General features: G+C 59.0%; 24 protein-coding genes and 4 pseudogenes. 26 read left to right on the top strand and 2 right to left on the bottom strand.

Annotation, left to right across the window (positions count from 1 at the left end; genetic code table 11):
• Nucleotides 1–277 (top strand): integrase core domain-containing protein (locus EN818_RS30125; protein ID WP_135906565.1); only part of this gene is annotated, 277 nt, incomplete at its 5' end.
• A gap of 13 nt (nt 278–290) precedes the next feature.
• On the opposite strand, the pseudogene EN818_RS30120 reads toward EN818_RS30125, so the two are convergent.
• Together EN818_RS30120 and EN818_RS33305 are read right to left on the bottom strand one after the other, a co-directional pair.
• Nucleotides 291–408: pseudogene (locus EN818_RS30120) on the bottom strand (transposase); the annotation flags it as partial.
• Nucleotides 392–565, bottom strand: coding sequence for a hypothetical protein (locus EN818_RS33305; RefSeq protein WP_167512160.1), 174 nt, complete (start codon nt 563–565; stop codon nt 392–394). The pseudogene EN818_RS30120 and the gene EN818_RS33305, both read right to left, overlap by 17 nt.
• A 335-nt stretch (nt 566–900) precedes the next feature.
• Between EN818_RS33305 and queC the strand changes: the two genes are divergently transcribed.
• The 25 genes and pseudogenes from queC (at nt 901) to EN818_RS29995 (ending at nt 25,005) form a co-directional block, all read left to right on the top strand.
• Nucleotides 901–1,599 (top strand): 7-cyano-7-deazaguanine synthase QueC, encoded by a 699-nt coding sequence (gene queC, locus EN818_RS30115; RefSeq protein ID WP_063170389.1) that lies wholly within the window; start codon nt 901–903, stop codon nt 1,597–1,599.
• Nucleotides 1,599–1,955, top strand: a complete 357-nt coding sequence (gene queD / locus EN818_RS30110) for a 6-carboxytetrahydropterin synthase QueD (protein WP_126063824.1) — start codon at nt 1,599–1,601, stop codon at nt 1,953–1,955. Before queC ends, queD begins: the two co-directional genes overlap by 1 nt.
• A gap of 5 nt (nt 1,956–1,960) precedes the next feature.
• Entirely contained in the window at nt 1,961–2,686 is a 726-nt protein-coding gene (gene queE / locus EN818_RS30105; protein WP_164752747.1) for a 7-carboxy-7-deazaguanine synthase QueE, read from the top strand.
• Between the two features lie 770 nt (nt 2,687–3,456).
• Entirely contained in the window at nt 3,457–4,209 is a 753-nt protein-coding gene (locus EN818_RS30100) for a carbonic anhydrase (RefSeq protein WP_126063825.1), read from the top strand.
• 160 nt (nt 4,210–4,369) lie between these two features.
• Nucleotides 4,370–4,566, top strand: a pseudogene (locus tag EN818_RS34050) (7-carboxy-7-deazaguanine synthase QueE); the annotation flags it as partial.
• A 1,051-nt stretch (nt 4,567–5,617) separates the two neighbouring features.
• A complete protein-coding gene (gene nifH / locus EN818_RS30090; protein WP_024505261.1) occupies nt 5,618–6,511 on the top strand; it encodes a nitrogenase iron protein in 894 nt (297 codons plus the stop codon).
• 87 nt (nt 6,512–6,598) lie between these two features.
• Nucleotides 6,599–8,101, top strand: a complete 1,503-nt coding sequence (gene nifD, locus EN818_RS30085; protein ID WP_024505262.1) for a nitrogenase molybdenum-iron protein alpha chain — start codon at nt 6,599–6,601, stop codon at nt 8,099–8,101.
• A gap of 129 nt (nt 8,102–8,230) precedes the next feature.
• Entirely contained in the window at nt 8,231–9,772 is a 1,542-nt protein-coding gene (gene nifK / locus EN818_RS30080; protein ID WP_126063826.1) for a nitrogenase molybdenum-iron protein subunit beta, read from the top strand.
• A gap of 61 nt (nt 9,773–9,833) precedes the next feature.
• A complete protein-coding gene (gene nifE, locus EN818_RS30075; RefSeq protein WP_095489376.1) occupies nt 9,834–11,309 on the top strand; it encodes a nitrogenase iron-molybdenum cofactor biosynthesis protein NifE in 1,476 nt (491 codons plus the stop codon).
• 8 nt (nt 11,310–11,317) lie between these two features.
• On the top strand, nt 11,318–12,670 hold the full coding sequence (gene nifN / locus EN818_RS30070; RefSeq protein WP_126063827.1) for a nitrogenase iron-molybdenum cofactor biosynthesis protein NifN: 1,353 nt from the start codon (nt 11,318–11,320) through the stop codon (nt 12,668–12,670).
• Nucleotides 12,667–13,164, top strand: a complete 498-nt coding sequence (gene nifX / locus EN818_RS30065; protein ID WP_063169371.1) for a nitrogen fixation protein NifX — start codon at nt 12,667–12,669, stop codon at nt 13,162–13,164. The genes nifN and nifX overlap by 4 nt, the downstream gene beginning before the upstream one ends.
• Before the next feature lie 16 nt (nt 13,165–13,180).
• Nucleotides 13,181–13,660 (top strand): NifX-associated nitrogen fixation protein, encoded by a 480-nt coding sequence (locus EN818_RS30060; protein WP_024505267.1) that lies wholly within the window; start codon nt 13,181–13,183, stop codon nt 13,658–13,660.
• On the top strand, nt 13,657–14,472 hold the full coding sequence (locus EN818_RS30055; RefSeq protein WP_063169370.1) for a response regulator transcription factor: 816 nt from the start codon (nt 13,657–13,659) through the stop codon (nt 14,470–14,472). The genes EN818_RS30060 and EN818_RS30055 overlap by 4 nt, the downstream gene beginning before the upstream one ends.
• Before the next feature lie 95 nt (nt 14,473–14,567).
• Complete coding sequence (locus EN818_RS30050; protein ID WP_126087041.1) at nt 14,568–15,440, top strand: universal stress protein; 873 nt, start codon at nt 14,568–14,570, stop codon at nt 15,438–15,440.
• 842 nt (nt 15,441–16,282) lie between these two features.
• A complete protein-coding gene (locus EN818_RS30045; protein WP_063169368.1) occupies nt 16,283–17,581 on the top strand; it encodes a SidA/IucD/PvdA family monooxygenase in 1,299 nt (432 codons plus the stop codon).
• Between the two features lie 13 nt (nt 17,582–17,594).
• A complete protein-coding gene (locus EN818_RS30040) occupies nt 17,595–17,972 on the top strand; it encodes a hypothetical protein (RefSeq protein WP_024505270.1) in 378 nt (125 codons plus the stop codon).
• A gap of 254 nt (nt 17,973–18,226) precedes the next feature.
• The gene (locus EN818_RS30035) at nt 18,227–19,390 is read left to right on the top strand and encodes a TlpA disulfide reductase family protein (RefSeq protein WP_245438181.1); all 1,164 of its coding nucleotides are present in this window, start codon (nt 18,227–18,229) and stop codon (nt 19,388–19,390) included.
• Between the two features lie 320 nt (nt 19,391–19,710).
• Complete coding sequence (locus tag EN818_RS30030) at nt 19,711–20,154, top strand: DUF269 domain-containing protein (RefSeq protein WP_245458601.1); 444 nt, start codon at nt 19,711–19,713, stop codon at nt 20,152–20,154.
• A 90-nt stretch (nt 20,155–20,244) separates the two neighbouring features.
• Nucleotides 20,245–20,403 carry a CCE_0567 family metalloprotein gene (locus EN818_RS30025; protein WP_224571204.1) on the top strand — a complete coding sequence of 53 codons (159 nt, stop codon included), beginning with the start codon at nt 20,245–20,247 and terminating at the stop codon, nt 20,401–20,403.
• Nucleotides 20,400–20,716: pseudogene (gene fdxB / locus EN818_RS30020) on the top strand (ferredoxin III, nif-specific). The gene EN818_RS30025 and the pseudogene fdxB overlap by 4 nt, the downstream one beginning before the upstream one ends.
• A complete protein-coding gene (locus tag EN818_RS34530) occupies nt 20,622–20,987 on the top strand; it encodes an exopolysaccharide production repressor protein (RefSeq protein ID WP_348627494.1) in 366 nt (121 codons plus the stop codon). Before fdxB ends, EN818_RS34530 begins: the two are co-directional and overlap by 95 nt.
• 236 nt (nt 20,988–21,223) lie before the next feature.
• Complete coding sequence (locus EN818_RS30010) at nt 21,224–22,237, top strand: 1-aminocyclopropane-1-carboxylate deaminase (protein ID WP_024505903.1); 1,014 nt, start codon at nt 21,224–21,226, stop codon at nt 22,235–22,237.
• 597 nt (nt 22,238–22,834) lie between these two features.
• Entirely contained in the window at nt 22,835–23,992 is a 1,158-nt protein-coding gene (locus tag EN818_RS30005) for a TlpA disulfide reductase family protein (protein ID WP_126080608.1), read from the top strand.
• 324 nt (nt 23,993–24,316) lie between these two features.
• Nucleotides 24,317–24,755: pseudogene (locus EN818_RS30000) on the top strand (DUF269 domain-containing protein).
• 46 nt (nt 24,756–24,801) lie between these two features.
• Nucleotides 24,802–25,005, top strand: a complete 204-nt coding sequence (locus tag EN818_RS29995) for a CCE_0567 family metalloprotein (protein WP_063169367.1) — start codon at nt 24,802–24,804, stop codon at nt 25,003–25,005.
• The last annotated feature ends 44 nt before the right edge of the window (nt 25,006–25,049 follow it).

Genomic DNA, 25,049 nt, shown 5'->3' with positions numbered 1-25,049 from the left:
GCGCGATGAACTGCTCAACGAGACGCTGTTCACCTCGCTGGCTCAGGCGCGCGTAGCCATCGCCCTGTGGCACGCCGACTACAACACCGCGCGGCCGCACTCCCAAATCGCCTGGCAGACCCCGGCCAAGTTCGCCAGCACCTTCAATCCGCGACGGTCGCTCGCGCTGCGCTATGCCAAAGGCTCCGCGCCAGCGCCCGTCGCTTCACCCGCCCAGCAGGGCACAACCCACGCCGGAAACGAACTCAAAACTGCTGGGGCAACGTCAGTCCCATAGAGCCTTGATGGTCGGCCTTTGCTCGCAGCAGCGCCTTAGGTTGGGCGAAGGCGTTCTCAATCGGATTGAAGTCGGGACTGTAGGGCGGCAGGTAGAGCAGGCTCGCCTGCGGCCTCAATCGCGCCGCGCAGGGTTCTCCAGGCGGATGTCGCCAATGTCAAATTTGCTGGCATCCATGTCGCCCTCGCTTTCTGGTTCGAGATCGGAAAATCGCCGAATAATCAGCACATCAACCTGCGCCTGAAGGAGCTCACTGCCACTTTCGGCTGGCGGGGTGTGCCGCCCCACAATTAGAATGTCAATTGTCGTGCCAACCGCACAAGCGAAGGCCAGAAAGCCAACATGTGTTCTGCGGCTTAATTAAGAGTCAGCCGATGTCGGCCGAACATCACCTTGTCTCGAAGTCGACGATCCGACAGCAGATTGCGAAAGTTGGCGCGATGCGAAACAAACTGCTGAAGCGCTCAACTTTTATTGATCACGCGTGTTGGACGCGACGCACTCCCGTTCCAATCGGGCTGAGCGCAAATTCTCCCGGTTCACAAAACTGAGTCGCTGGAGTAGTGGGGGCGCAGAGAAATCTCCGGTCGCAGCCTTACCCGGTCAAAACAAGGATACCAATGATGAAGACTCTCGCCGTCTGCTCTGGCGGATTGGACTCCGTTTCCCTTGCTCACATGGTGGCAGCGGAGCACGAACTCACCGGCCTTCTATCTTTCGACTATGGCCAACGGCACAGGAAGGAATTGGGCTTCGCCGCTCTTTGCGCGCAGCGACTGAAGGTCCCGCACCAGATCATCGACATCGGCGAAATTGGCCGTGGCCTTTCCGGCTCAGCGCTGACTAGCAGTATCGACGTGCCGGACGGCCACTACGCCGAAGACACGATGAAGATTACGGTGGTGCCGAACCGCAATGCCATCATGTTGGCAATCGCCTTCGGTCTCGCCGCCGCCCACAGCGCCGAAGCGGTGGCGGCGGCCGTGCATGGTGGGGACCATTTCATCTATCCCGATTGCCGTCCGGCCTTCATTGAAGCTTTCCAGACAATGCAAGACCGCGCGCTCGACGGCTATGCGCAGATACGCCTCTATGCACCGTATGTGAATCTCGGAAAAGCTGACATTGTTGCGGATGGCGCAAGATACGGCACCCCGTTTGCTGAGACCTGGTCCTGTTACAAGGGCGGCGTGCGTCACTGCGGACGATGCGGGACCTGCGTCGAGCGGCGCGAAGCGTTCCATCTCGCCGGGCACGCTGATCCCACCGACTACGAGGACGCCGATTTCTGGCTTGAGGCGCTGCGCAGGAGGCGCGCGTAATGTTCCACATCACCAAGGAATTCCACTTCTCGGCCTCGCATCAGCTCACCTCCTTGCCTCCCAACCATCAATGCGCGCGCCTGCACGGGCATAACTATGTCGTCGTAGTGGAGCTGTCGGCCAAGGAACTGGACGCCCACGGCTTCGTGCGCGACTATCACGATCTGGCGCCGCTCAAACGCTACATTGACGAGAGCTTCGACCATCGGCACCTCAACGACGTGCTGGGACATGAGAAGGTCACGGCGGAATGCCTGGCCAGACATTTCTATGAATGGTGCAAGGCACGTCTGCCGCAGACCGCGGCCGTGCGCGTTAGCGAAACACCGAAAACTTGGGCGGAATACCGTCCGTGACCGACATGCATCCCGCAATCCGTGTGAGCGAGATATTCGGGCCGACTATCCAGGGCGAGGGCGTGCTCATCGGCTTGCCGACGGTGTTCATCAGAACCGGCGGATGTGATTATCGCTGTTCATGGTGCGACAGCCTTCACGCGGTGGACAATCAGTATCGCCATGAATGGCTACCGATGCCGATCGATGCCGTGTGGCAAACCGTCCATGCGCTTTCCGGCGGCAGGCCGGTTATGGTCTCCTTGTCAGGCGGCAACCCGGCCATTCAGCCGTTCGGTCCCCTCATAGAACGCGGCCATCGCGAGGGCTATCGTTTTGCACTGGAAACGCAGGGTTCCGTGGTGAGGGAGTGGTTTGCGGATCTTGACGTGCTGACCCTTAGCCCAAAGCCGCCGTCCAGCGAGATGACCACCCGTTGGGCTGCGTTTGATGCATGCCTCGAAGCGGCGCAAGAGAAGCCGCAAATCGTGCTCAAGCTCGTCGTTTTCGACGAGAGTGACTATGCCTACGCCAAAGAAGTCGCGGCGAGATATCCGCACCTTCCGATCTATCTGCAACCCGGCAATCACACGCCGCCGCGCCCTGGCAGTGAAGACGCCTCTGTCGACTTGGACGGAATAATGATGCGAATGGAATGGCTTGTCGAAAGGGTGACTAGCGACAGGTGGTTCGAAGCCCGCGTGTTGCCGCAGCTGCACGTTCTGCTTTGGGGTAACAAGAGGGCGGTCTAGTCTGCGGCTTGCGTCGCACCGGAAGGCCGGGCTCCAACGGCTTGGCAGGCTCTCTTCGCGTGCCGAGTACAGCCGAGCTTTGTTCGCGTCAGCGGTCTCGCGATTGTGCGGCTGGAAACCGCCCGGACACCCCGCTGCCGGCGTGTGTCACCTTGACTCCGATGAGCTGTCGTCACGCAAAGTTGAAATCCGCAAGAACTGGCCTTCTCGCCCCACCTGCTCCGTCGCAAGCACGTCATCCCCTCATCCTTGTCCAGCTCTTATCGATGTATCTCATTGTCCGGCCTGACGCACGACTGTCAGCATGGGAATGCATCCATTGCGCAAATGCCTTCCATAAAGAAGATCGATTTCCTCACTGGCCCAACGTGAAATATAGCAACGTTTTCGTGGCGTGGGTCGGCTGCGTCGGGAGTAGCGATGAAAACGTATTAGGGTCGCCTGCGTCTCCTTGGGCAGCGAGTGTAAAGTATAGCGATGCGGCCTCCGGCGCGAACGGCAGCCGCGCAGTGATCACCTTCGCCTGTGCCTTTGCGGCGGGGGTCAAGCGCTGGTCTGCTCAAATTTTTTATCGTTTAGCTGGTTGAAACTGCTCCCGTTGCGGGCTGCAGAAGCCGGCCAGCCGAGAAACGGCAGCCGCACTTATGAAAGCACGCCAAGGCATGCGGGCATCTATCAGTTGCAAAGGACAATACTGGCCGCGCCGATTGGCCATCACGCGTCCATTAGGGCAGCCACCAACATCAGTTCGCAAGAGGAGCAAAAGTAATATGTATCGTCGTCACCTGATCAAAGGGTTGGTTGCGCTCGGCGCATGCCGGATTTGCGTTCAAGCCGCCCAAGCGACCAGTGCCCATTGGGGGTACACCGGTCCGGTCGGACCGGAGCACTGGGCTGATCTGGATAAGGAAAATTTCGTATGCTCTGCCGGCACGCAGCAATCGCCGATCAATATCAACAGCGCGGTCAAGGCGGATATCCCGCATATCGCCATCGGCTGGCACAAGGGCGGCGGCAATATGGTGAACAACGGCCACACCATTCAAATCAATATGCCACAAGGCAGCACGCTGACCCGCAGCGATCGTGTCTACGAACTGGTACAGTTCCATTTCCATGCGCCAAGCGAACATCACGTGGCGGGCAAGAGCTTCCCGATGGAGGTGCATTTCGTTCACAAGGACACGCAAAGTGGTACTCTGGGCGTGCTGGGCGTCTTTTTAACGCCCGGCGCGACAAATGCCAGCTTTGCTGCCCTTGCTGCGGCCTTTCCCGAACTGCCGAATGGGGAGGTGACGATCGACGAGGTGAATCCCAACTGGCTTCTGCCAGCCTCGCTTGGCTATTGGACTTATGAGGGCTCACTGACGACGCCGCCGTGCACCGAAAACGTCGAGTGGATGGTGGCGATGGAACCGGTTGACGTTGATCCGGCAGACATCCAGCGATTTGCCTCCCTCTACCCGTCGAACGCGCGCCCTATTCATTCACCCAATCGACGCTTCATCCTGCGCCAGAGTTGAGCGCCGCCCCAGCGGTTCCGCACGGTCCAACATTCTTGGCACAAGTTGGCGCGAAGCCTCCTCTTCCGGTCTGGCGGTCTGACGGCGCTCCCCAAGCTGGCTAGTCTAAATGATAGGGATTCGGTGCCGACACCACTCGTCCCAAAGACGTCGCGGCGAGGTTTGTCTGCAACCCGGCAATCACACGCCGCCCCGCCGTGGTAATGAAGACGTCTCTGTCGAGTCCGACGGAATATGATGCGCATGGAATCGCTGGTAGAAAAGGTGACCAGCGACAGGTGGTTCGAAGCCCGCGTCTTGCCGCAGCTGCACGTTCTACTCTGGGGTAACAAGAGGGTGGTGTATACCTTCTCCTAGCTTCGCCGCCAACTACTCGGTTTTCCGAATTGCTCTCTATATTCTTGAAGACGATGCGTTCGTTAAAGACATGTGCTGCGCACCTGGTGTAAAAGCTGCTCTCATCATGCAGAGGTCAAGCCAGTCGGGCTCATCCGAGGCTATGGCCGTGAGCACTGTTCAGTTCGGCAGAGAGGGCGCTTTTGTACACACTTTGCGATCGTGGCGGCCCCGTGGGCAGATCTGCAAGCTGCCGCGACACTAACCTCTCGAAGCCCGCCCGCCCGCCTGTTGATGCGTGTCTCCCAGTAAGATTCCTGTCCAAGAACGTGATAATCTTCTTGCCAGTGTTGTAGCTGATGTTGCCCTTGATGCCGCAGCCTACCGCGGCGGGACCAAACTCAATGGCAAGCAGGCCGGCTAGGATCGTGCAGCCAGTCGCGAGCCTCGCCCACAACGGGGTCTCACGCGCATGAGGGCGCCGACCATGGGTTCGGCGGTTCGTACGCGTATAACACGTATCTTTCTGAAAAAATCAATGCTCTCGGCTAAGCTACTGAATTATTTGGCTTCCATATAGCGCGTCGGCGGAACCAACTTGTAGACGGGCTATGAAAGGTTAAGCGCGGATGTCTATCGGCCGCCGGCGTTCCCGCTCTGTAAGCCTGCCTGAACTACCCGCGCCGCGGTCAAGCCCCAGGCTCCTGCTCATCCAGCGACCGCCCGATCAATGGCAGGCTGGAAAGACAAGAGCCGATGTCTTCCGATGGTCTCGCCATCAGCTTTGGGCTAACTTCCCCATTCTCCCGCTTCGAGCTCGACACACGGCGGTTTGGATGGCGCACGACAATCTGTGTCGGCTTTGTCGTGTCCGTGACAGACGCCTGAAAGGCCCGTTCGCGCGTTTTGCCGCCGTCTAAGCGGCTGGAATTTAATGACAAAGTTTTTTCTGGGATCGGCCGATCACGCTGGTACGCTTTTTGCGATGCTTGGTGTGAGGCGGCACGAGCTGCCTATCGGCACTTGTGTCGCGGGCAGTCGCGATGATTAGAACGAAGGAAGGAAAGCTATTATGTCAGGTCTGCGTCAGATCGCCTTTTACGGAAAAGGCGGCATCGGCAAGTCCACCACGTCCCAAAATACGCTCGCTGCCCTTGTCGACCTCGGGCAGAGAATCCTCATCGTAGGATGCGACCCCAAAGCCGATTCCACACGCTTGATCCTGAATTCGAAAGCTCAGGATACCGTCCTGGATCTCGCCGCACAGGAAGGTTCGGTGGAAGACCTCGAACTCCAGGACGTGCTCAAGGTGGGCTACAGAGGCATCAAGTGCGTGGAGTCCGGCGGCCCCGAGCCGGGTGTCGGTTGCGCCGGCCGCGGCGTCATCACCTCGATCAATTTCCTCGAGGAGAATGGCGCTTATGACGATGTCGATTATGTCTCCTATGACGTCCTCGGCGACGTGGTATGCGGCGGCTTCGCCATGCCGATCCGCGAAGGCAAGGCCCAGGAGATCTATATCGTCATGTCCGGCGAGATGATGGCGCTCTATGCCGCCAACAACATCGCCAAGGGCATCCTCAAATATGCCCATTCGGGCGGTGTGCGGCTGGGCGGGCTGATCTGCAATGAACGTCAAACCGACCGCGAACTCGATCTGGCCGAAGCACTGGCTGGCCGATTGAATTCCAAGCTCATCCACTTCGTGCCCCGCGACAACATCGTCCAACATGCCGAACTCAGGAAGATGTCGGTGATCCAGTACGCGCCGGACTCAAAGCAGGCAGGGGAATACCGCGCTCTGGCCGAGAAGATCCACGCCAATTCGGGCCAGGGTACGATCCCGACGCCGATCACCATGGAGGAGCTGGAGGAGATGCTGCTCGACTTCGGCATCATGAAGACCGACGAGCAGATGCTTGCCGAGCTTCACTCCAAGGAAGCGGCGAAGGCGGCGGCCCAGTAGTGACATTAGCGCTGCCATGAATCGGCGCGCCTTGCAGAGAACGGCGCCTATTCTTTGAGGCGTCACCCAACCTTGAAAGGGGGACTCATGAGCCGGGAATACGAGAATGACGGTGCTCTTCATGCGAAGCTTATCGAAGAGGTGCTGTCGCATTATCCCGACAAGGCGGCGAAGCGCCGCAAGAAGCACCTCAACGTCGCAAAGAGCGGCAACGAGGCTGGCGGGGAAAGCGAGGTCCTTTCCGAATGCGACGTCAAATCGAACATCAAGTCCATTCCCGGGGTGATGACGATTCGCGGCTGTGCATATGCTGGTTCGAAAGGCGTGGTGTGGGGGCCAGTCAAGGATATGGTCCATATCTCGCACGGCCCGGTCGGCTGCGGCCAATATTCTTGGTCGCAGCGCCGCAACTACTACGTCGGTACAACGGGCGTCGACACGTTCGGGACAATGCAGTTCACCTCCGATTTCCAGGAGAAGGACATCGTCTTCGGCGGCGACAAGAAGCTGGAACAGATCATTGACGAGATTGAAGTCTTGTTTCCGCTCAACAACGGCATCACCGTGCAGTCCGAATGCCCTATCGGCCTGATTGGCGATGACACCGAGGCCGTTTCTCGCAAAAAGACCAAGGAGTATGACAAGACGATCGTGCCGGTACGCTGCGAGGGCTTCCGCGGCGTCTCGCAGTCGCTTGGCCACCACATCGCCAATGATGCAATCCGGGATTGGGTCTTCGACAAAAAGGATGTCAAGTTCGAGGCCGGCCCCTACGACGTCAACGTCATCGGCGACTACAATATCGGCGGCGATGCCTGGGCCTCGCGCATACTGCTTGAGGAGATAGGGCTGCGCGTGGTTGGCAACTGGTCGGGTGACGCCACACTCGCAGAGATCGAGCGCGCCCCGAAGGCTAAGCTCAATCTTATCCACTGCTACCGGTCGATGAATTACATCTGTCGGCATATGGAGGAAAAGTATGGCGTCGCCTGGATGGAGTACAATTTCTTCGGTCCCTCCCAGATCGAAGCCTCTCTGCGCAACATAGCCAAGCATTTTGGGCCGGAAATCGAGGAGAAGACCGAAAAGGTCATTGCCAAGTACAGGCCGCTTGTTGATGCGGTCATCGCCAAGTACCTGTCGCGCCTGGAAGGAAATACCGTGATGCTCTATGTGGGCGGCCTGCGCCCCCGCCACGTCGTCACGGCCTACGAGGACCTCGGCATGGTCATCGTGGGCACCGGCTATGAATTCGCCCACAGCGACGACTATCAGCGCACCGGCCACTACGTGAAGAACGGCACGCTGATCTACGATGACGTGACCGGCTATGAGTTGGAGAAATTCATCGAAGGGATTCGCCCAAATCTGGTCGGCTCGGGAATCAAAGAAAAATACCCGGTGCAGAAGATGGGCATACCGTTCCGCCAGATGCATTCCTGGGATTATTCAGGCCCGTATCACGGCTACGATGGCTTTGCCATTTTCGCACGTGATGTGGATCTCGCCATTAACAACCCGGTCTGGGACCTATTCCACGCGCCTTGGAAAAGAAGCCGGGGCGATGAGCGGGCGATGGCTGCCGAATAAACATTTGCTTCAGCCCCAGTCTCCCACTGAGACGGTGAACTCCCGCGGCCTCTGATCCGCCGGAGCCTGGAACGTCTTGACGTCCTGAGCTGCCGTCCCGCGCAGCCAGATGCAAAAGAGGTAATCATCATGCCGCAGTCGGCTGAAAAAATTCTCGATCACGCTCCCCTGTTCCGCGAGCCGGAATACAGAAAGATGCTCGCTGAGAAGAAGCTAAACTTCGAATGTCCGCACCCCGATGAAATCATTTCCGATCAGCGCGATTTCACCCAGACGTGGGAATACCGCGAAAAGAACCTCGCCCGCAAAGCGCTTGTCGTGAACCCGGCCAAGGCCTGCCAGCCGCTGGGTGCGGTATTCGCTGCCGCCGGCTTCGAGCGAACCATGTCCTTCGTCCACGGCAGCCAAGGTTGCGTCGCCTATTACCGCTCGCACCTGTCGCGCCATTTCAAGGAGCCTGCCGCGGCGGTCTCCTCCTCAATGACCGAGGATGCGGCGGTGTTTGGCGGCCTGAAGAACATGGTCGACGGGCTCGCCAACACCTACCAGCTCTACGACCCCAAGATGATTGCCGTGTCGACGACCTGTATGGCAGAGGTCATTGGCGACGACCTGCACAGCTTCATCCAGAACGCCAAGGACGAAGATTCAGTCCCGCGCGACTTCGACGTGCCCTTTGCCCACACCCCGGCCTTCGTTGGCAGTCATGTCGACGGCTATGACAACATGGTCAAAGGCATTTTGGAGCACTTCTGGAAAGGTCAGGAGCGTACGCAAATCGAAGGAACCATCAACATCATTCCGGGCTTCGACGGCTTCTGCGTCGGCAACAACCGGGAGCTCAAGCGCCTGCTCGATGTAATGGGCGTGTCCTATACATTGATCCAGGATGCCTCTGACCAGTTCGATACGCCTTCGGACGGTGAATACCGCATGTATGACGGGGGCACGAAGATCAACGAGGTGAAGAAGGCCCTCAACGCCGAGGCAACGCTTTCGCTGCAGCATCACAACACCCGAAAGACACTGGGCTATTGCGAGGAGGTCGGGCAGGCGACGGCCTCGTTCCACTATCCGCTCGGCGTTCAGGCGACGGACGAATTCCTGATGGAGGTCGCGGCGATTTCCGGCAAGGAGATTCCCGAGGCAATTCGCCTCGAGCGCGGCCGACTGGTAGACGCCATGGCGGACAGCCAATCCTGGTTGCATGGTAAGAAATACGCCATCTACGGTGATCCCGACTTCGTTCACGCAATGGCCCGCTTTGTCATGGAGACCGGCGGCGAGCCAACCCATTGCCTCGCCACCAATGGCACCTCGGCATGGGAAGCCGATTTGAAGAAGCTGCTAGCATCCTCGCCTTTCGGCAAGGCTGCCCAGGTTTGGGCGGGCAAGGACCTGTGGGCGCTGCGCTCACTGCTCTTTACCGAGCCGGTGGACCTTTTGATCGGCAATTCCTACGGCAAGTACCTGGAGCGCGACACCGGAACACCGCTGATCCGGCTGATGTTTCCGATCTTCGATCGGCACCATCATCACCGCTTTGCGCTCTTTGGCTACCAGGGAGCGTTGCGCGTGCTGACGACGATCCTCGACAAGATCTTCGACAAACTCGATCGCGAGACGAGCGAGACGGGTGTGACGGATTATTCCTATGACCTCACGCGCTAAGAGCCGTGGCCGGCTTTTCGCCGAGGCCATTCCTTGCCCAATGGACTGGGGAGGCTGAGCAATGTCCTCCCTCAGCGCCAAAATCAAGGACGCCTTCGATGAGCCCGCCTGCGATAAGAACCGTGGCAAAGATGCCAAGGCGCGCAAGGAGGGCTGCTCGAAGTCGCTGACACCAGGGGCGGCAGCCGGCGGCTGCGCCTTTGACGGAGCCAAGATCGTCCTGCAGCCGATCACCGACGTTGCGCATCTGGTCCATGCGCCGCTCGCCTGCGAGGGCAATTCTTGGGACAACCGTGGTGCGGTTTCGTCAGGGCCGACCTTGTGGCGGACAAGCTTCACGACCGACCTCACCGAACTCGACCTTGTGATGGGGCAGGGCGAGCGGAAACTCTTCAAGGCGATCCGCGAGATCAAGCACACATACGCGCCGCCGGCGATCTTCGTCTACTCGACTTGCGTAACGGCGCTGATCGGTGACGACATCGAGGCCGTGTGCAAACGCGCCACGGAAAAGTTCGGTTTGGCCGTGGTGCCGATCAATGCGCCTGGCCTGGCAGGCTCCAAGAACCTCGGCAATAAGCTCGCCGCCGAGGCGTTGCTCGATCATGTCATCGGCACGGTCGAACCCGACGACCCCGGACCCTACGACATCAACATCCTTGGCGAATTCAACCTCTCGGGCGAATTCTGGCTTGTAAAGCCGCTCCTCGATCGGCTCGGGATCCGGGTGCGCGCCTGCATTCCCGGCGATGCGCGTTACCGCGACATTGCTTCCGCGCACCGCGCCCGGGCGGCAATGATGGTGTGCTCGACCGCGCTGATCAGTCTTGCCCGCAAGATGGAGGAGCGCTGGGACATCCCGTTCTTCGAGGGCTCCTTCTATGGCATCTCCGACACATCGCAAGCTCTTCGAAACCTTGTCAGGCTGCTGGTGAGGAAGGGCGCCGATCCGGAGATCCTCGAGCGCACAGAGACGCTGATCGCGCAGCAGGAGGCGATCGCGTGGAAGAAACTCGAATCCTACCGGCAAAGGCTCCAAGGCAAGCGCGTGCTGCTCAACACAGGCGGTGTGAAGTCCTGGTCGGTTGTCCATGCGCTGATGGAGATCGGAATCGAGATCGTCGGCACCTCGATCAAGAAATCTACGGTGCAGGACAAGGAGCGCATCAAACAAGTTCTCAAGCACGACAAGCACATGTTCGAATCCATGGCTGCGAGCGAGCTGTACGCCATGCTCTCTGAACACAGGGCCGATATCATGCTGTCGGGCGGTCGCACGCAATTCATTGCGCTCAAGGCCAAGACGCCCTGGCTCGATATCAACCAGGAGCGCCAGCATCCTTATGCCGGCTATGACGGCATGGTGGAACTCGTACGCCAGATCGACCTCGCCATTCACAATCCGATCTGGTCTCAGGTGCGCCAGCCGGCCCCGTGGGATTGCCAGCCTGAGCTGATAGGCGAATTGCCGTGCACGAGGAACGAGACCGCGTACCTGTTTGATGAATTCGCCTGCGCGACGGCACACGAGTGTTGAGGCGACCGATGGCCCGCATCCTTCCCCAGAGCAAATCGGCGGCAGTCAACCCGCTGAAGTCGTCGCAGCCGCTGGGTGCCGCCTTTGCCTTTCTTGGCGTCGACGGTGCGATGCCGCTGTTCCACGGCAGCCAAGGCTGCACAAGCTTTGCGCTCGTTCTCTTCGTGCGGCACTTCAAAGAAGCGATTCCCTTGCAGACTACGGCGATGGATGAGGTGGCGACCATCCTCGGCGCAGCCGACCATCTGGAAGAGGCGATCCTCAACCTCAAGAACCGCACGAAGCCAACGCTGATCGGGGTGTGCACGACCGCGCTGGTGGAGACGCGTGGCGAAGATTGCGCGGGTGATATTGCCAACATCATGCGGAAGCACACGCAACAGCTTGCGGGTACGGAGGTCGTGCTGGCCAACACGCCGGATTTTGACGGCGCGATCGAAGAGGGCTGGGCCAAGGCAGTCACCGCAATGATCGAAGGGATTACGCGCTCGGGCGAACGGGCGCGGCACCCGAAGAAGATCGCAATCCTGCCCGGATGCAACCTCTCTATCGCCGACATCGAGCATATGCGGGACATGGTTGAAAGCTTTGGGCTCAAGCCGGTTATTCTGCCCGACATTTCAGGCTCGCTCGACGGTACGGTTCCTGACCGCTGGGTAGCGACCACATACGGCGGCACCAGCGTCGAAGACATTCGCGAGTTGGGCACGGCCATGCAATGCATCGCCATCGGTGAGCACATGCGCCGCCCGGCGAAAGCGCTGCACGGGTTGACCGGCGTGCCTTACGTGTTGTTCCAGTCACTGACTGGGCTGCAGGACACGGACCGCTTCGTGTCGCTGCTGTCTGCGATTTCGGGCGCGGCGGTACCGGCCCGCGTGCGCCGGCGCCGGGCGCAATTGCAGGACGCGATGCTCGACGGACATTTCCATTTCGGCGGCAAGAAAATTGCCATCGCTGCCGAACCAGACCAGCTGTTCCAACTTGCGACCTTCTTTGCTGGCCTCGGCTCCGAGATAGCCGCGGCCGTCACAACGACCGACAGGTCTAAAATTCTCGAGAAAGTCCCGGCGGTTTCGGTTCAGATCGGCGATCTCGGCGATCTGGAAAGTCTTGCCGTCGGTGCTGACCTGCTTGTCACGCATTCGCACGGGCGCCAAGCATCGGAGCGGCTCCGAATTCCGCTCATGCGCATCGGGTTCCCGGTCTTCGATCGACTAGGCAGCCAGCACAAGCTCGCAATTCTCTATCAGGGCACCCGCGACATGATCTTCGAGGTCGCCAGCATCTTCCAGGCCAACCAACACGCGCCCACTCCTGAGGCGCTTGATCCACTCCGTAATCGAGAAATATCACGATGAACGCTGTTCGCCGCCTCTCGCTGGTCAGTAGTGAGGTTTTCGCCCCGATGCCTGAACGACGTAAGGGCGCATTGCGCGTTGCGATCGCCACTCAGGACATGCAGGACCTCAACGCCCATTTCGGGTCGGCCAGGCGCTTTGCTGTCTACGACGTGACGCGCGAGGAATGGAATCTCGTAGAAGCCGTGGCCTTCGATGACGTGTCCGATGAAAGCGGGGAGCATCGGGCCGAGCGCGATGATCGCATCACGCCAAAGGTGGATGCGCTCAAGGGCTGTCAGATCCTGTTTTGTCTGGCAATTGGCGGCCCTTCGGCAGCCAAGCTTGTCGCGGCAAAAATCCACCCGATCAAAGTGGCGGAGCCCCAATCGATCCCACAGGTGCTCTTGCGCACGCAGATGATGCTCAGGACGTGTCCTCCGCCTTGGCTGCGCAAGGTGCTGGCGCGAGCGGGCATTGCCGAAAAGAAACCGTCCTTCGAGGACGAGGACTGAAAAGAGGAGGACGCCAATGCCTGACCCCGCAATCCCCCCAGCTGTCGCCGAAGACGAGGCGGCTCTTTGCACCCCGTTCGTCAAATGCCTCGTGCGGCTGATCCGTTCTCAGGATTCCTATGGCTCGTGGGAACGCAAAGCGGACGCTGAGCTGCTGGGCGACTTCATCATTACCAAGGAACAGCGCCGAGGGATCCCAATCATCGGAGATCCCGATCCCGACGTGCTGTGGAGGCTCGACAAGTACTACGCCGCCATCGGGCTTGCGATCGAGGAGCGCTGCGGCCTTATGGCATCGCCGATGATCCAGGTGAGCCATGAGGGTTTTGGTCGGGTGCTTTTCACGACCGGACGGCTGGTCGTTTTGTCCAAAACGCTGCGCGATGTCCACCGGTTTGGCTTCGAGACGCTCCTGAAGCTCGCCACGGCCGGTACGAAGCTGGTCGACGATGCGATTTCAGTCATCGAAACCTTTCCCCACGTGGCGCTGGCATGATGGGCGCGATTTTCGAGAAAGGCCATCATGACGGACCCGAGAAACTATGTTGGCCAGTCCCCTCGATCCAGGGACTCGAGGCCGACCAGGTTGTTGGGGTATCGCCGATGAAGAAGCCGCTGGTCCTGATCTGCTCGCAAGATGCCGAGTTCTATCTGCTCTACAGCCACATACTGGAGGTTGACGGTTTCAGCAGTGAGACGGCAGACGGCGCGAAGGCTGCGCTGGCCTTGGCCGAACAACGGGAGCTTCAGGCCGTAGTGCTGGATTGCGACCCAGCCAGCATAAACGGGTCCGCAATTTGCGCCCACCTCAAGCGGGAACCGCGCACCACCGACCTGCCTATCATCGCCCTGATCGCGCCTGGCGCCGAGCACCAGCACCTCGATCTCTTGAAGGCAGGCGTTGAGAGCTTTGTGCGGCCGGTGGCTCCGGCCAAGCTGCTCGACTGCCTGCGGGCGAGGCTCGGGCTGACCAAGCGTGGTCCGAACGGGGTTGAAAACGACAGTTGGATTTGTTGTGGAGGCCTGGAGATGAAGCTCGATGCCCATCGGGTTCGCGGTAATGGCCACGACATCCATCTCGGACGGATCGATTTCAACGTGCTGCGGCTTATGATTGAGGCCCCCGGCAAGGTCTTCAGCCGGGACGAGCTTATCGGGGCGGCCTGGCTGCCCAACATTCATGTCGGTGCACGCACCGTCGATGTCCATATCAGCCGAATCAGGAGGGCGCTGAAAACGGCCTTGCCCGGCAGCGTCATTCGCACCGTCAGGTCGGCCGGCTACTCGCTCGAGAAGCCGGACGACTGAAATCGGTGATCGAACGTGGTGCCGCTCTCTCTTCCTCCTGAGAGCGGTGTTGCCGCTTTGAGGCGCTCCTAACGAAGACCAGGAGAAGCAGGCAAATGGAATTTAAAAGCATATTCAGTGTGACGGGTGCTGATCATTCTGATGAGGACCTCACAACAGCTGCCGGACTGTGTGCCGAGGTCGGCGCGCACCTATCGGTACTCATTATACCGCCTCCATTGCTCTTGATGTTGTCTCCGCCCCCCGAATGGAATACAGGACGTGCACAGGCAATTGCAGTACCGAACTATCGATTTCAGCAAATCGAGAAATTTTCACAGGACGTGACCAGAATGGAAAGACGGTCCGCGGATATCCTCAAAAGGCTGAAAGCTATGTCGCTTTCCTGTGACGTTGACACCGACTATTGCGATCCGGCTAGCCTCGGTGAAGTGGCACGACAGCGGGCGCTCTGCGCTGACCTGACGATCGTTGGAGGAGACCTCCTCAACGATGAGACTCTCGGACCTCCTGTTGTCAACGGCTGCTTGTTCGATAGCGGAAAGCCGGTGCTCATCGTGCCGAAGGGCGTTAAGGCGACGCTGTCGCCTCGACGCGTGCTGGTCGGCTGGGATTCGCGTGTAGAGGCCTCGCGTGCGGTTCGGGAAGCTCTTAGTATCCTATCCGCTGCCAAGGAAGTCTGTGTCGCTATGGTCGATCCAAAGGCGCAAAACAACGGGAAAGGCGCGCAGTCTGGAGCTGACATCGCTGCCTATCTTACTCGGCACGGTGCTCGGGTCTCCGTTGACCTGCTTAAGAGCGCCGGCAAATCGGCGGGCACAGTGCTGACCCAGCACGCGAACGACATCTGTGCTGACATGATGGTTATGGGTGCTTATGGCAGCCGTGGGCTGCGTGAGCGGATTTTCGGCGGTCCGCCGAGCTGGAGCTTTGGGAAGACCACATTGCCGCTGTTTTTGGCTCGCTGATCAGCTCCGTAGGAACACCGATCAGGTCGTAGGACCGCCAACCAGTCCGAAGTCGTCGTCGGTTACCGGTCGGATTGCGGAGACATGGCTGGATCCGCGAACATCTTGCGACGCTTGTCAGAGCCAAACCGGACGCCTCGACTGCTTCACGACGCTCTCGTGAACCAACTCGTGCGAGATCGTCCGCAACGGGCAGTAAAGACGAACGGCTGCAGCAGACCGCAGCCAAGCCACAGGGCGGGTGTACCAGGAGACCCCGCCTCGTGCGCGAACCCTGTTGGAAGGCCCCTTATCAGTACCCGGACGCGCGTCAAATCGGCGGCTGTCCCTGTCAGCCTGCGGTGTGCAAGGGCCGCTGCCGCGGAGCTTCCCCTGCCCGATCGTCGGGCGTGCGACAATGTCGGATTCCAGACGAGCTGGAACTGCGCGAACTCGTTGGTTTGACAGGTCTTTATCCGGCACGCCGCATGCATGGGAGTCTCCGAAAGCATTAAGAGCCGTTATCCATGGTTACGCCCCTCGAAAGAAAGAGCCGCTTCCGTCGTGGCAGGGAAACAGCCACTCCTGGGGTGGAGGCCGGCGCTAGAAGCCGCCGTAAGATCCGGAAGAGCCGCGCGACAGCATCACACACTTTCCTTCTGCTCTTGGGTTCGGATCACGCCGCGCCGCTGTCGATGCCGCCGACATTGAGCCCAAGACCTGGAAGGCGGCACACGCTTTTGCTGTCCTCTCAGTCGGGACCGCGGCTCAAGCATGCCTGTGAGGTTCGCATTGCTCAATGCCCGGCAATCGACGTCAACATGCCGCTGAGTTGGAAAACACTCCTAGAGGAGTAAGGATAAGTGGACCTCTTTTGTATTGGTGTGGGTGCTGGACCATCTAATTTGAGCCTTGCGTGTCAGATACAGGAAGAGATTGCGCAAGGGGCACTGTTCCTGGACCGGGAGGTCGATTTCCGAGGACATCCAGGCAGCGCTTTCGATTGCGCGGAGCTCCAGGTCGGCCACTTCCAGGATCTGGTTACTCTGGTCAATCCGCGATCAGCCTACACATTCGTAAACTACCTCCACGAGAACGGGCGTCTTTACAATTTCCTCAATGCGCAATTTCACGGGGTGCTTAGAGCCGAGTTCGCCCAATATCTCAACTGGGCGTTCCAGAAGAATCCGCTTGTCCGTGGCGGCGAGGCCGTTCGCGAAATCCGCTTTGACGGCGAGTTTCGCGTGCGGACGGACAACGCGGTCCTTGATGCAAGAAACCTCGTCATCGACATAGGCAAGCAGGCGCAAATTCCGCCTCAGTTTCATGGCTGGACTGGACCCAACCTGTTCCACTCATCTGAGTTGGCCCACATCAATCCTGAGGTGCAAAAAAAGCATGTCTGCGTTGTTGGCGGCGGACAGTCGGGAGCCGAGCTGCTACTGCACCTTGTCGGCCGGCCGAAAGAACGGCGGCCCGCGGCGATCACATGGGTCTTGACGCGCGAGATGCCTTTCGACGACCACGCGTTCACAAACGGGCTGTTCACGCCATGCTTCTCGGATCGTTTTGCTGCGATGAGCGAGGTGCATCGACAGCTGTTCCTGCGGCGTTTCGCGCTTGCCTCCGAGGGCATTTCAGAAAGCAAGTTGCGCGCGGTCTATCAGGCGCTCTACCACCACGCCTTTCTCGAGCCACACCAATGCGAGATCACATTGCGGCCAAGTTGCAACGTGTCGCGCTGCATCAATGCCGGAGCAGGGCACAGGCTCACGCTGCAACGCGGCTTGGACAACATCGGAGAAGTAACCGCCGATATCGTCATCCTGGCCACCGGGTACGAGAAACCGCTGCCGGGTTTCCTAGAACCGATCGCAGATCGCCTCGAACAGATCGGCAATGAGCTCGCCATCGGCGAGGATTTTTCGGTGTACTGGGACGGACCGCGAGACCGACGCCTTTTCGTTCAGAACGCCTGCCTTGGACAGCGCGGGCTGGCTGATCCGAACTTTGGGCTGCTGGCCTGGCGAGCGCGCCGCATCCTTGACAGCCTTCTGCGGCGCGCGCCATGCGCCAATCCCGAGCATCTAGGGTTCATCAACCGTCCCTTGACGGAGTGCTGGCCCGACCTCGGAGTCGAACAAATGGGCAGCGGGATATGATTCGTCGATATTGATGATCGGCGGTGGCATTCAGGAAAGATTTCCGCCTCTGGCGGCAAAAGCGGGACGAGCAATATTCCTACGGCGTCAGATCGCTCTGCTCGCGCTTGAGCAAGGTAGCGTCGCGCGACTCCTGCTTGGCGTGAAACAGCAAAGGGCATTCAATCACGATGCAGCTTTACGTGCTGTCGGGCTCAACGCCACGTGGATCGAGCCCAACGCCGCCGTTGGCAACCGCGACGCGAATTATGACGCCGGGCCACATGCGGCGGTGGCTGCAAGGGTACCGAGCCTCTCCCGCACTTTCGACCCCATCGCCGAAGTGCGACTACTCCAGGACGCCGAAGCCGGTCTTATCGCCAGCGGGCCAGCCAAACTCTCACCTTCCTAAACGGCAGCCGCTAAGGTGAGCCGTCGAAAGCCGACATTCAGGTTAACGTCAGCTGGCCGTGTTAGGGCTCGCTTATTCAAGGCGGTACCGGCGCTTGCCGAAGCTAAGAAGGGTTGGCATGCCCTTTGCCGTGCTTGATGTGCGGCAACACGGTGAGAGCTCCGCTGAAGCAAGCGAGAGGGAGCAATGCCCTCGAGACCGTGTCCGATTTTGACTGGAAAATATTCCGCGACAAAAGAGACGAAAGGTGTGGAATGACTTTGGACACCAAGATGGAACTGCGTATGGGGTCCCCGGCTCCTGCGCTGAAAGTGGAGAACTGGCTGCGTGGCGAGCCCCTCACGAGCCTTCGGCCCGGCAAGGTCTACCTCGTTGAATTTTGGGCGACTTGGTGCCGACCATGTGTCCACGCCATGCCCCATTTGATCGAACTGCAGGAGAAATATAAAGACAGCGGATTTGAGATTATCGGAGTCGCAGCTTGCGAAAAGGCTGCAACCGCGGACGAAGCGCGGACCAACGTGGATGCCTGGCTGACCGAGAAGTTCCCGAATCTGAATTATCGGACAGCGTTCGATTGCACTGGCGAAATGAAAAAGCTCTGGCTGGAACCCAGCTCTTCGTTCGGGATTCCCACCTCGTTCGTGGTCGACCGCGACGGCCACATCGCTTATATCGGCCACCCGGCACCTCTCGATGACGTTTTGCCGAAAGTCCTTAACGGCAGCTGGCGCAGCAGCTATGAAGCGAAAGCCGTCGATGCAAAGCGAATCTCGCGTGTGCGCGAATCGTCGCTGAGTCAGCCGATATACGCCAAACTTGGGCCGGCGATGCAGGACGAGGATTGGGCAGCGGCACTATTGGCCATCGAAGAAGGCCTCGCCGTGATGCCAGACTCTTTTGATTTTCGGCGGGTTCATGCGGATATTCTGCTTCACAAGCTGCGCGACATCAAAACCGGCTTGCCGCTTATGCGCGAATTGGTCGAGGACGCGATCAACAAAAAGTTCGAAGCGATGTCTTGGGTGGTGATGGCGCTGAACCAACTCTTCCATCCCACGATCGACAACTCCCATCTTCCGCATGATGATCGCTTTGCGATGGGCAAGGAGCTCTCCGAACAGATCCTGGAACTTAATCCTCCGCAAGGCGATGGAGACTTTAAATTCGGGTGTTACTTTCCGGTCGCTCAGTATTATTACGAGAGCGGCAACAAGGACCGGGCGATCGAGTTGATCGAGGTGGCAATCAAATCGCTGGACCATTCGGAGCCAGTGCCGGACCAAACCAAACAGCGCTACCTCACCTCGTTGCTCCAAGCCCTGGCCAACTACACGGGTGAGCCTGCCTGTCACGCGGGTCTCTGTGTGGCTCCGCAAAACAAGACTTCCGAAACTCAAAACGCTGTCACTTCCTGAGCAAGGATCGCGAAGGGCATGACAATTGGAATTGAACACCGGCAAATCCGCCCGCCCAGGCGCACTTCGCAGCAATAACGTCGATGCCGCAAAAGTGCGCGGCTTGCGGCAGGTGGAATTTCCATTGCGTTTACCTCGGGTCGAACCGCGGCGCAGGCGTTCGCGCCGCGGTGAAAGGTCTCGCATTGGTGGACGTGCTCGAGGTCGGCCACGGGACACTGTTGCGTGGGATCGGCTCGCCCAAGCCATTCCCCGCCCACGCAAGCGCCCGAACCACACATCGCAGAAAAAGAGATCGTCCTTCAAGAGGAGTACTGAAATTGGGGAAAAGCGAAATTCCTCATGAACCGGTTGGCCCTGCTGTCCACGGGGACGGCGAGGCCCTTGCTTCCCCGTTCGTCAAATGCCTCCTGCGGCTCATTCGTACTCAGGATTCCTTCGGCTTATGGGAAGGCCATTCGGATGCCGAGCTGCTGGCCGAGTTCATCATCACCAAGCAACAGCAACGTGCGGTACCCTTTGGCGGCGATCCCGATCCTGACGCGCTGTGGAGGCTCGACATGTTTTACACCGCCGTAGCGCTTGCGATCGAGGAGCGCTCCGGCGTGTCGACGTCGCCGACAATAGAAATGAAACCCGTGGGGGCTTCCGGCGGTTGGGCGTTCTGTCGAGACGTCCACCGGTTCGGCTTCGAGACTTTCCGCAAACTTGCTGAGGCCGGTACGAAACTGGTCGACGATGCGACTGCAGCCATTGAAGCCTAGCCCGAGATGGAGCGCATCAAGAAACCATTGTTCCAGAAAGGATCTATGTCAGACCTAGATAGGATGAGGAAAAAAGTCTGAAAGCTCCAGTTGCGTGCAGCTATTGCCAAGATGGCATTGCAGGACCTCGTCGAGGGTCTGCCGGGCAAGTGGGCCGACATACAGGAAGTCGCCGAGAAAACCCAAGCCGTTTATGCCGAGTTGGATGTTGCCAAGAGAGAACTCGCTTCAATGAAGAATTTAGGATGATGCGCACATTCACCACCCGTGACGGCTCCATTTGGATGCCGCCGTACCTGACCTCCATCGATAGCAAACCTGCATCGGCTGCTGCCGTTGTTTCAAGGTCTGCTCGCGCGATGTCATGCATCTTCACGGCGTTGATGATGCGGGTGAAATCCTCGGCCCCTGCGATGACGAGGACGACGATTTCGACGGCAAGCTCAATCGCATGATCATGGTTGTCGATGATGCCGGCCGCTGCATCGGCTGCGGAGCCTGCGGCCGCGTCTGCCCCAAGAACTGCCAGACGCATGTTGCGGCCGACGAGCTCGCAACATGATCTGGCGAAAACCAGGGGAGCGGCGTGCACTTCATCTTTTTGTCGGCTCGTGGGGCTGGTCCTGTGCAGCAATGCGTCGATGGTTTACTTCGCTTTGGATTCGCTCCGTGTGGCAGTCGTCACGACGCTGGCCTGTTCGCTGCTGCTTCAGGCCGGCTCCTTCGGCCGCGTGCTCTTTCTGATCTGGCAGTCCTCTAGCCGCGCTCGTGGAACTCGCCACAGGGGCCAGCATGCCGATGGTTACAGGAAAGCTCGGGTACCAGTCGTCTGACTCTGATCAACTGCGGAATGCAATTTTCAGCTGTGTCCCGGCTTGGTCGAATGCCCAGCATGTGCTGCTGCTTTGATGCGCGGATGACAGGATCAGTGCTCAGACCCACACCAATTTTGGTCACCCTCTGATGACTGAGCTGATCGTATAGGGAATCTGTGTTCGGCTAACACGCGACCATACCCCTGGGCTGACCGGTGCGTAGCCGGTTCAGGTACTTTTTTGCTGGAGATAGCATGCTGGAAAAATTCGAACGTTATCCGCTCACCTTTGGACCCACGCCGATCGAGAGGCTCGACCGCCTCGGCAAGCATCTGGGCGACAAGGTGGAAATCTACGTCAAACGCGAGGACTGCAACTCCGGTCTCGCGTTCGGCGGAAACAAGCTGCGCAAGCTCGAATACATTGTGCCCGACGCGATCGCGTCAGATGCCGATACGCTCGTCACAATCGGTGGCGTGCAGTCCAACCATACGCGCATGGTCGCTGCGGTCGCCGCCAAGATCGGCATGAAATGCCTCCTGGTCCAGGAGAGCTGGGTCCCACATGATGATGCTGTCTACGACCGGGTCGGCAATATCCTCTTGAGCCGCATCATGGGGGCAGAGGTGCGCCTGGTTGACGAGGGCTTTGACATCGGCATCCGCCGCAGCTGGGAAAAGGCACTTTATGAAGTCAAGGCAAGGGGCGGCAGGCCATATGCGATACCTGCCGGCGCCTCTGTCCACAAATACGGCGGCCTGGGCTATGTGGGGTTCGCTGAGGAGGTGCGTGCCCAGGAAGAGCAGCTTGGGTTTGCCTTCGACTATATCGTCGTCTGTACGGTGACTGGTTCAACCCACGGCGGCATGCTCGTCGGGTTCGCCAAGGATGGTCGACAGCGCAACGTGATCGGTATCGATGCCTCCGCCATGCCCGCCAAGACCAAGGCGCAGGTGCTCGGCATCGCCCAAAATACAGCGAAGCTCGTCCACCTCGGAGCGGAAATTGTCGAGGCAGACGTGGTGTTGTTCATGGACTACGCGTACCCGGGTTATGGCGTTCCATCGGAGGAAACCAAAGAGGCAATCCGTTTGTGCGCGCGGCTCGAGGGCATGATTACGGACCCCGTTTACGAGGGCAAATCGATGCAAGGGATGATCGACCTCGTCCAGAGGGGCTTCTTTCCACAGGGATCGAGGGTCCTCTACGCACATCTAGGCGGCGCGCCGGCGATCAACGGGTACGGCTACACCTTTCGCAACGGCTGACGTTCGGCAGTCTGCGATTCCGCGGTCGCGCTCGAACGTGGGTAGGTAGCGTCGTTCGAGCGCTTGGCTGGAGAAGTGGAGGCAGCGACGGGCATCCACTAATTGGTACCATTACGTGCTGTCGGGGCTCAACGCCACGCGCATTGAGCGCATGCCGCCGTTGGCAACCGCGAGGCGAATTTTGACTCCGGGGCAAGAATCCACACGCGGCGGTGGCGGCACGAGGACCAAGCCGGCGAGTTCGCGCTTTCGAACTGGCGCCAAACTGCCACTGCTCGAGGACCGAGGCCAGTCTAATCACAGGCGAGCCGTCCAAGCTCTCAAGAGATAGGGCGAAACCCGACAGCGGCAGAAGACATGTCGGGTTCACGACAATCGGCCGCATTTAGCCTCGTGGAGAATTTCAAAGCATTTCCCGCCGCTTACCGGAGCTGAGGGAATTGGCACCTCCGTTGCAGCTTGATGTGCGGCAACACGGTGAGAGCTTCGCTGAAGCAAGCCAGAGGGAGCGATGCCCTCGAGACCGTGTCCGATTTTGACGGGAAAATATTCCGCGACAAAAGAGACGAAAGGTGTGGAATGACTTTGGACACCAAGATGGAACTGCGTATGGGGTCCCCGGCTCCTGCGATCAAAGTGGAGAACTGGCTGCGTGGCGAGCCCCTCACGAACTTTCGGCCCGGCAAGGTCTACCTCGTTGAGTTTTGGGCGACTTGGTGCGGACCATGTGTCGACGCCATGCCCCATTTGATCGAACTGCAGGAGAAATATGAAGGCAGCGGATTTGAGGCGGTCGGAGTTGCCGCCTGCGAACAGGGTCCTACCGCAGACGAGGCGCGGACCAACGTGGATGCCTGGCTGACCGAGAAGTTCCCGAATCTGAATTATCGTATCGGGTTCGATTACATTGGCGAAATGAACAAGCTCTGGATGGATCCCAGCTCTTCGATTGGGATTCCCACCTCGTTCGTGGTCGACCGCGACGGCCACATCGCTTTTATCGGCCACCCGGCGGAACTCGATGACGTTTTGCCGAAAGTCCTTAACGGCAGCTGGCGCAGCAGCTATGAAGCGAAAGCCGCCGATGCAAAGCGCATCGCGCATAACCAACTTGCAGCGCGCGAAATGTCGCTTACCGGGCCGATATACGCCAAACTTGAGCCGGCGATGCAGGCCGAGAATTGGACGGCGGCGCTCTTGGCCATCGAAGAAGGCCTCGCCTTGATGCCAGACTCTTTTGATTTTCGGCAGATTCATGCGGATCTTCTGCTTCACAAGCTGCGCGACATCAAGACCGGCATGCCGGTCATGCGAGAATTGGTCGAGGACGCGATCGACAAAACGTCCGACGCGGTGTCGTGGATGGCCTTGGCCCTCAACCAACTCTTCGATCCCACGATGGACAATTCCCATCTTCCGCGCGCGGAGCGCTTTGCGATGGGCAACGAGCTCTCGGAACAGATACTGGCACTCAATCCCCCGAACGGCGATGGCCCGTTTAAATACCGCCGGTACCTCCCGGTAGCTCAGTATTATTACGAGAGCGGCAACAAAGATCGCGCAATCGAGTTGATCGAGGTGGCACTGAAATCGGTGGACCGGCTGGGGCCAATTCCGGACCACACCAAACAGTACTATCTTACCCCATTGCTCGAAGCACTGGCCAACTACACGGGTGAGCCTGCCTGTCACGCGGATCTTTGTGTGGCTCCGCAAAAGAAGGCACCCGAAACTCAAAACGCAGTCACTTCCTGAGCAAGAATCGCGAAGGGACTGACAATTGGAATTGAACACTGGCCAATCCGCCCATCGAAGCTCTCTTCGCAGCAAGTATGTCGATGCAGCAGGGCGGCGGCTTGCGGCAGGTTGGATTTCAATTGCGTTGACCACCGGTCGGATCGCGGCGCAGACGATGTGCGCCGCGAATTCGCGCCGCAGGTCTCGCACTCGTGGACATGTCGAGGTCGGCCACGGGGCACTCTTGGGGTTGGCCCGCCCAAGCCATTCGTCGGCCACGCAAGCGGACCCGGAGTGGGCATCGCAGGAAAAGGAAATCGTACCTCGAAGACGAAGACTGAAATGACGAACAACGAAATTCCTCCGGTTGGCCCTGCTGTCAACAATGACGAAGAAGCCCTTGCTTCCCCGTTCGTCAAATGCCTCCTGCGGCTCATTCGTACTCAGGATTCCTTCGGCTTATGGGAAGGCCATTCGGATGCCGAGCTGCTGGCCGAGTTCATCATCACCAAGCAACAGCAACGTGCGGTACCCTTTGGCGGCGATCCTCGATCCTGACGCGCTGTGGAGGCTCGACATGTTTTACACCGCCGTAGCGCTTGCGATCGAGGAGCGCTCCGGCGTGTCGACGTCGCCAATAATTGGAATGAAGCCCCTGCGGGCTTCCAGCGGTTGGGCGTTCTGTCGAGACGTCCACCGGTTCGGCTTCGAGACTTTCCGCAAACTTGCTGAGGCCGGTACGAAACTGGTCGACGATGCGACTGCAGCCATTGAAGCCTAGCCCGAGATGGAGCGCATCAACAAAACCATTGTTCCAGGAAGGATCTATGTCAGACCTAGATAAGATGAGGAAGAAAGTCCGAAAGCTCCAGTTGCGTGCAGCTATTGCCAAGATGGCATTGCAGGACCTTGTCGAGGGTCTGCCGGGCAAGTGGGCCGACATACAGGAAGTCGCCGAGAAAACCCAAGCCGTTTATGCCGAGTTGGATGTTGCCAAGAGAGAACTCGCTTCAATGAAGAATTTAGGATGATGCGCACATTCACCACCCGTGACGGCTCCATTTGGATGCCGTCG

Origin of the sequence: Mesorhizobium sp. M3A.F.Ca.ET.175.01.1.1, assembly GCF_004791945.1 — a bacterium.
Taxonomy (GTDB): Bacteria; Pseudomonadota; Alphaproteobacteria; order Rhizobiales; family Rhizobiaceae; genus Mesorhizobium.
This window is presented reverse-complemented; position numbering and strand designations above follow the sequence as displayed.